Below are 9456 nucleotides of genomic sequence, written 5' to 3'. Positions count from 1 at the left end.
ATACAGTTGATATTAATGTAGGCCAGACAAAAAATATTGTAGTAAACCCTAAAGAAGTCGCAAAAATCGATATAAATCCAGAAAAGATTGCTTCAATAACAAGAGAAGGAAATAGTGCAATTGTCCATCTAAAAGATGGAACGGAGATTGTTTTAGAAAACTTTTTTGTAAGTGAAAATCCACAAATTATTTTAAATGATGGGCAACGTTACTGGACTGCCAATTTGGGTGAAGATGCTACTGGGCAGACTAGTGTTAATTATTTAGAATTAAAAGATGCACCAAAGTTTATAGATTCTTCATCTTCTGTACCTATCTGGTCTTGGGTAGTTAGTGCTTTAGCAGGGGTTGGAACAGTTGCTTTATTGTCTCGAAAAGATTCTAAAGATACGACGCCTCCTGAGCCAGGTATTTTGAATCACAAAAATTTATTAGATTCAGGAGTGTCAACTGCAGACCAGATTACACAAGATAAAAACTTTAATTTAAAGCTTGAAGGACAGGAAAGTGGAAGCCGAGTAACATATTTGGTCTCTACCGATGAAGGGAAAACTTGGCAGGAGACGACAGTAGCTCAAAAAGATTTGGCTGATGGTACTTATCTCTATAAAGCCGTAGTAACAGACCGAGCTGGAAATGCATCGGAAACTGCTGTACAGAAAGTTGTTGTGGATACTACGGCGCCAAAAGCAGGTGAACTGGCTTTAACTGATTTGTCTGATACGGGTGTTTCAGCAACCGATCAAATTACGCAAGATAAAAACTTCAATTTAAAGCTTGAAGGACAGGAAAATGGCAGCCGAGTAACGTATTTAGTTTCTACCGATGATGGTAAGACTTGGCAGGAAACAACAGTAGCTCAAAAAGATTTGGCTGATGGTATTTATCAATATAAAGCTGTAGTAACCGACGTTGCAGGCAACATATCTGAAACCAGTGTGCAAAAAGTCGTTGTGGATACAACAGCGCCACAAGCAGGTGGACTAACTTTATCTGATTTGACTGATACGGGCATTTCAGCAACTGATCAGATTACGCTAGATAAAACTTTTGATTTAAAGATTAGCGGACAAGAAGTAAATAGCCAAATTAGTTACTGGATATCGAAAGATGATGGAAAGACATGGCAGGAAACAACAGTAGCTCAAAAAGATTTGGCTGATGGTGTTTACCAATATAAAGCAGTAGTAACCGACGTTGCGGGAAATACATCAGAAACCGCTATACAAAAAGTTGTTGTCGATACAACAGCGCCGCAAGCAGGTGAACTGACTCTATCTGATTTGAGCGATACAGGTGTTTCGACAACAGATCAGATTACACAAGATAAAACTTTTGATTTAAAGATTAGAGGACAAGAAACAAATAGCCAAATTACTTACTGGATATCGAAAGATGAAGGAAAAACTTGGCAGGAGACAACAGCTGATCAAAAAGATTTAGCTGATGGAAGTTACCTTTATAAAGCTGTAGTGACAGACCTCGCAGGCAACACATCAGAAACTGCTGTGGAAAAGGTAATTATAGATAATTCTTTAAATATTGAATCAACTACAGTAACTGTTAAACCAATTACTGAAGATAATACAATAAGTCTACTTGAAAAAGATCAAGTTATTTCTATAAGACTGGAAATCGATAATCTACCAACAGATTTAAATAATTCTCTGACTTCAGTAAATACGACTTTAAACGATGTTGTTTATAACTTTTATTTTGATGAGGTCACCCAAGAGTGGGTTACTGAAATTCCAGCAGAGTTCTTGTGGTCAGAAGAATCGCAACCCCATATATCAATTGATATTAGCCTTACTGATCAAGCTGGCAATACAGCTATTATTAAACAGACCCAAAATTATAATGTAGATCATACTCCGAATTCGCCAACTCTAGATTCACTAACTTTCAATAATATAGATGGAGCTATCATTTCAGGTAGTGCATATAAAGGAAGTAAAGTTGATATCTTCAATAAAAATGGTGACTGGCTTGCAACTACAATAGCTAATGAAGAAGGTAAATTTACTTTACAAGACCTTTCAATTAACTCAAATCAAGAGGTTTATGCTGTCGCTACTTATAATGGCTACAGCAGCGAAAATTCATCAATTGGACTAGTTACTGAAGTTCCAGCTCTTAGTATTTTACGAATTAGTCCAGAAGGTGTGATCACTGGTTATGCGACTGAAGGTAGTCATTTTATTGTAAAAGATCAGAATGGAAATATTTTACAAGAGTTTAACTCCATTGCATTTGAGGGCTCTGGTATTACGCCTTTTAATGTAATGGCATTAGGTGAAGTCAGACCATTTACTTTGTCTCTCGACCAACCTTTAGAAGAAGGCACTCAAATTATTATTTCTACAGATAAAAATAATATTTCAGGCCATCCACAATATATTACCGCAGACTATACTCCCGCAGTATTTTTAGAAACTCCACAATTTGATATTAGTGGTGAAACTTTATCAGTACATGTTAATGAGCCGAACAGCTTTATTCGTGCATTTTCTGGAGAAGGTAATTTAATTGCTACAGGTTTTACCGATGAACAAGGCTTTGCAAGTTTAGTTGTTTTCCAATTTTTAAAAGAAGGCGAATCGGTTACCGTACAGGTAGTGGATAAAAATCAGAATGTTAGTGAAACCCTAATTGAAGTTCCAAACTTTGCTTATATTCCACATGTCGAACGTATTACACAAGAAGGCTTAATTTCTGGAGTTGCTGAAGATAATAGTACAGTAATCGTGCGTGATGCTGACGGTAATGAATTAGGAAAGGTTACATTAGGTGATGACAATAGTTGGAATGAATTTAGTCATTTTAGCTTGAGTGTAAACCGACCTTTAATTGATGGAGAGCAAATTTCCGTTCAAATTGTTGATAATAAAGGTCTGATAAGCCCTGAGCAGAAGATTGTTGTAGATCTGACTCCTCCACCTGTTCCAACAGATTTAAATTTCAATGATGCTGGCGATTTAGTTTATGGTCATGCAGAACCTTTCTCTGAAATTTTAGTTAAAGATGGGCAAGGAAACATTCTTAATAAATGGTTCTGGAATAACTGGACCGATGAGAGTGGAAGTTTCTCAATAGAATTAGGTACGTTTTTAACCAATGCTGAGACGGTTTATGTCACGGCTACAGATGTAAATGGAAACGTAAGTTTAGCTGCTCAGCTACAGGCACCTAACTATGCTTTTGCCCCACATGTAGATAGCTTTACTTCGGATGGAGTGATAAGTGGACAAGCTGAAAATAATAGTACTCTCGTTGTTAAAGATGCTAAAGGTGAAGTCGTAGCTGAAATTAAAGTCGGTGAAGATAATGGTTTGAATGGATCAAGTTATTTTAAACTCCAGCTTGACCGCCCTCTTGTTGATGGTGAGCAGTTTTTCTTATCAATTACAGATGCTCGTGGACAAGTAAGCACCGATACTGTAATTACCGCTGATACAGTTGCTCCTGCACCAGCCAGTAATTTAGTTTTCTCAGAAGATGGTTCATATCTTACGGGTGTAGCAGAGTTGAATACAACGATTCAGGTGTTTGATCATAATGGTCAGCTCGTGAATATATGGAATAACACCATAAACTCGGACGGTACATTTACTATTTTCTTAGGTAGCAACAATTTACATGGAGAGGCATTCACGGTCACCCTTAAGGACCAAGCCGGAAATGTGAGTGAAGCTGTTTCAATAAATGCTCCACTCGATGATATTGCACCAGATCCAATTAAAAATATTTTACTTGATGCCAACGGTCAAAACTTTACAGCACAAGCAGAAGCAAATAGTCAGATCGAAGTTTTTGATTCATTGGGTAATCAGACAGGTTGGGGTTCTACAGATAGTGCTGGTAATGTCTCAGGCTTTTTTAGTCAAATCTATTTACATGGTGAAGAACTTACTTTTGTTGTCATAGATCGAGTTGGTAATCGAAGTGTCGAATTTAAGCAAAATGCTTTAATTGATACCATTGCACCAAATGCGATTGAAAATATCATCTTCAACGAAGATGGCCACAGCTTTACAGCTCAGGCAGAAGCGGGAAGCTCTATTGATGTATTCGATCAGTATGGAAATAAGATTACTACTAGTTATACCGATAGCTTAGGTAATGTATTTGGTTATTTCCCGCAAGTTTACTTACACGGTGAGGAACTTACTTTTGTTGTAGTAGATCGAGCGGGGAACCGTAGTGTAGAGGTCAAGCATAGTGTTTTGAATGACGATGTCGCGCCAAATCCGATTGAAAATATTGTATTAGATATCAATGGGCAGAACTTTACAGCTCAGGCAGAAGCAAATAGCCAAATTGAAATTAAAAATGCCAATGGTGATGTCATCGGATATGGATCAGCAGATAGTACAGGCAATGTTTCAGGATCTTTTTATCAAGTACATTTACATGGTGAAGAGCTCACGTTTGTTGTCGTTGACCGAGCGGGTAACCGTAGTACAGAAGTTAAGCAGAATGCCTTGATTGATGATATTGCACCAAATCCGATTGAAAATATTGTACTCGACTCAAACGGTCAAAACTTCACGGCGCAAGCAGAAGCAAATACTCAAGTTGAAGTTAAAAATGCTGCGGGTGAGGTCATCGGTTCAGGTTACGTAGATGGCACTGGTAATGTGTCAGGTTATTTATATCAAGTCTATTTACATGGAGAAGAACTCACTTTTGTTGTCGTTGACCGAGCTGGTAACCGTAGTACAGAAGTCAAGCAAAACGCTTTAACTGATGATGTTGTACCAAATCCGATTGAAAATACTGTACTTGATGCGAACGGACAGAACTTTACAGCTCAGGCAGAAGCAAACACTCAAATTGAAGTCAAAAATGCTGCGGGTGAAGTCATAGGATCTGGTTCAACCGATAGCATGGGTAATGTTTCTGGTTACTTCTATCAGGTCTATTTACATGGGGAAGAACTCACTTTTGTTGTAATTGACCGAGCAGGGAACCGCAGTACAGAGGTGAAGCAGAATGCCTTGATTGATGACATTGCTCCGAATGCGATTGAAAACATTATCTTTAATGAAAATGGTCAAAACTTTACAGCGCAAGCAGAAGCAAATAGCAAAGTTGAAGTTAAAAATGCTGTGGGTGAGGTTGTAGGTACTGGTTATGTAGATAGTGCTGGTAACGTCTCGGGTTACTTGAATCAAGTTTATTTAAAAGGTGAGGAACTCACTTTTGTTGTGATTGATCAAGCTGGTAATCGCAGCGTTGAAGTAAAACAAACAGCCTTTCTCGATAATACTGCACCGGAAAATGCGACTAATTTAGTATTTAGCGAAGATGGTTCATATCTAACTGGTATGGCAGAACCCAATGCTACGATTCGGGTATTTGATCAGAATGGTCAATTATTAAATCTTTGGAATAATAATGTTAATTGGGATGGAACATTTAACATCTATTTAGACAGTAACTACTTGCATGGAGAAGAATTTAAAGTAGTTGTAGTAGATCGGGCTGGTAATTTGAGTGGTGGGGTTACTGTAAAAGCACCGATTGATGATATTGCTCCTATAGCTGCAAGTAATCTGGTCTTTAGTGAAGATGGTTCATCCCTTTCTGGTGTAGCTGAACCAAATACCTTCATCCAGATTTTTGATCAGAATGGTCAACAGGTGAATACGTGGAGTCATAGCGTAAATGCTGATGGTACATTCACTTTTTCTTTCGGTACTTACAATTTACATGGTGAAGAATTCACAGTTACTGTTAAAGACCTTGCTGGAAATGTGAGTGAAGCTGTTCCAGTTAAGGCGCCGCTTGATGATATTGCCCCAAATCCGATTAAAAATATTGTATTTGATGCAAATGGCCAAAGCTTTACGGCACAAGCAGAAGCAAATAGTCAGATTGAAATTTTTGACTCATTTGGTAGTCAGATAGGTTGGGGCTCTACCGATAGCACTGGTAATGTGACGGGTTACTTCTATCAAGTGTATTTACATGGAGAAGAATTAACTTTCGTTGTCGTAGACCGAGTAGGTAACCGTAGTGATGAAGTGAAGTTAAATGCTTTGATGGATACTATTGGGCCAAATCCGATTGAAAACATCATCTTTGACGAAAATGGGCAAAATTTTACGGCACAAGCAGAAGCCAATAGTTTTATTGGTGTCAAAAATGCTGCGGGTGAGTTTGTCGGTTATGGTTATGTCGATAACACTGGTAATGTGACAGGCTATTTCAATCAGGTTTATTTAAAAGGTGAGGAACTCACTTTTATCGTTATAGATAAAGCAGGTAATCAAAGTGTTGAGTTTAAGCAAAATGCTTTAATTGATGATATTGCACCAAATCCGATTGAAAACATCATCTTGAATGAAAATGGTCAAAACTTTACAGCCCAAGCGGAAGCAGATAGTCGAATCGAAGTTAAAAATGCTGTTGGTGAGATTGTAGGATCTGGTTCAACCGATAGCATGGGCAATGTTTCTGGTTACTTATATCAGGTCTATTTACATGGCGAAGAGCTCACTTTTGTTGTAGTTGATCGAGCGGGTAACCGCAGTACAGAGATCAAGCAGAATGCTTTGATTGATGATATTGCACCAAATCCGATTGAAAATATTGTGCTCGACTCAAACGGTCAAAACTTTACGGCGCAAGCAGATGTAAATACTCGGATTGAAGTCAAAAATGCTGCGGGTGAGGTGATAGGCTCTGGTTATGTAGATGGTGCTGGTAATGTGTCAGGTTATTTTAATCAAGTCTATTTACATGGAGAAGAGCTTACTTTTGTTGTAATTGATCAAGCAAGTAACCGAAGTGTTGAGGTTAAACAAAATGCTTTAATTGATGATGTTGCACCACCAGCTGCTTCAAATATTACATTAACCTCCGACGGATTGCTTTTTGGTGAGGCTGAGCCAAATACAACGATTGAAATTATTGATCAATATGGTGCAGTTATCACAACAACTTATGTTTGGTACGATGGCACATTTAATCAATGGATTAATCTGAGTCAATACCAGACACAAAATTTGAGTATTGTTGTCAAAGATATTGCTGGTAACCGAAGCGAAGTTGCTCATCAATTAGTACCTGTATTTTCGAATTCACCAATTACTGCAACAGAGCTAAAACTGGATGTAGATGGTCATATTCTGACAGGAAAGGCAACAGCAGGAATGTCGATTGTTGTTACATCTACTGATGGTCAGATCATTAATGGAGGGTGGAATAATGTTGTGAATGAAGATGGTAGTTTTGCTATTCAGTTAATTGATTACTATCTACAGGGACAGACATTACAAGTTCGAGTTTATGACCAGAATATCAATCAATACAGCCTAATCTCTGAAATTATTGCGCCTTTAGACATTATTGCTCCAGTAATTAATGATGTGGTGATTAGTAATGACGGTTATGGTATTACGGGACAAGCTGATCCGAAAGTAATCATTAAAGTAATGGATGCGGATGGAGATTTTAGAGCAGAATTTCAATCGGATGAAGCTGGATATTTCAATGCTAGTATTTATCCACCATTATTACGTGGAGAGCAGTTATTTATCACGGCAACAGATTTAGCCAAAAATATAAGTACCCCACTTAATATTACTTTTAATCCAGACACTAATGCACCACCAACAGCAGATCAGGTCGTTGTATCTGAAAATGGTTTCTTTATTGAGGGAACTGCTTCACTAAATAGTGAGGTGCGTATTTTTGATGTGTATAGTAATTATATTGGTGGTGGTTCTGTAGATGAAACAGGGCATTTTAATATCCAGTTATACTCACCTCAGGCGAATGGGCAAACTTTACGCATTGTTGTGGAGCAAAATGGCTATCAAAGCGCTTACACCGAAATTAAGGCACCCATAGACATCGTCGCGCCAAATGCAGCAACTCAGCTTGTTCTAGTAGATGGAAATATACTTTCAGGACAAGCGGAAGCATATTCAACGGTTAATATTTTTGATGTTAATAATAATTTAGTTGGTCAGACTACGGTTGGAAGTAGTGGTACTTTCTTAGCGCAATTATGGTCTCAATATTGGCATGGCGAAACATTGACGGTAAAAGTAGTTGATGCCAATCAAAATGTGAGTATAGGTACAACGGTTGTTGCTATAAATGATACAACAGCACCGAATGTAGCTACACAGCTTGCCATAAATGGATGGGATAATTTGCTGGTAGGTCATGCTGAAAGTAATGCTACTGTTGAAGTCACTTATTATTTTGATAATCAAGAACCTTCTATAACAAGTACGACGGTCATGGCAGATGGAACTTTCTCTACTTATGTGGATGGGACTGCAACATCATTTGACCTTACTGTTATTGATCGTGCTGGAAACCGTAGTGAAACCATTAGCCAAATAATTAATGATTTACCTACCATCACTGTTGATCAGTTTAAAGGTGATGCTACTGATAATACTTATTTAGTTGATCATACAAGTGATTTTGTCCAAGAATATACTGTTGAGCCGTATGCAATATATGAAGAAATTTGGATTGATAGTAGCTATATGTATCCAGAATGGATTAATGAAGGGCATTATGAACAGATATGGCTTGTTGATGGATATTATGATTCCCAATGGGTCACAAGTGGTTATTCAACTGTACAAAATGTTTATCAAGATCAAAAGGGTATAACTTATATTGATAATGGCACGGCAGATAGCGATTATAGTCGTTATGAACAACAATATTATGATTTCGTGAATGGGCAATGGCAAGGAGGCTACGAACTGACTTATATAGGTTCTGAAGAAGGTTGGGTTGATACAAGTCATAATGAAGAAGTTTATATTGATACAAGTCATTATGAAGATGTTTGGGTAGATACTAGCCACTATGAAGATGTTTGGGTAGAAAGTGGCTATTGGGAGAACCAGCTTGTCGAATCAGGCTACCGAGATGTCGATTTTGGTGGGCACGATAAAATAATTAGTTCTGCTAGTTTTAGTCTAGTAGGGAATTCTCAATGGATGACCAATAATGAAACAGGTGAATCAATATTAATTGAAAGCGGTCGTTATGTAGAAGACTTGGAGCTGGTTGGTTCTGCTCATCTAAATGCAACAGGTAATGCTTTAGATAACCTTTTAACAGGTAACTCTGGTAATAACGTTTTGAATGGGCGTGAAGGTAACGATACCTATATGACTAATGATAGTGCTGATACCATCTTGTTCCAATTGCTAAATAGCCAAGATGCGACTGGCGGAAATGGACATGATACGGTATTAGACTTTAATTTAGGTGATGTAAGAACCGATGCTCAAGCAGATAAAATTGATTTAAGTGAATTATTAATTGACTACTCTAAAGATGTGAGCACATTAGCGAAATTTATTACTGTAGAACAAGATGCTGGAAACACGACTATTAGTCTTGACCGAGATGGTGAAGGTACAATGTTTAGTAGTGTGTCATTGATAACTTTAAATCAGGTAAATACAACAT

Annotated in this window: 1 protein-coding gene; it reads left to right on the top strand. The window is 37.7% G+C overall.

Going from position 1 to position 9456, the window contains the following annotated elements; all coding sequences use genetic code 11:
• Window positions 1–9456, top strand: a 9456-nt coding sequence (locus HUN22_RS12820; protein WP_174729975.1) for an Ig-like domain-containing protein, incomplete at both ends; no start/stop codon positions are given.

Source organism: Acinetobacter lactucae (assembly GCF_013344765.1).
GTDB lineage: Bacteria > Pseudomonadota > Gammaproteobacteria > Pseudomonadales > Moraxellaceae > Acinetobacter > Acinetobacter lactucae_A.
This window is presented reverse-complemented; position numbering and strand designations above follow the sequence as displayed.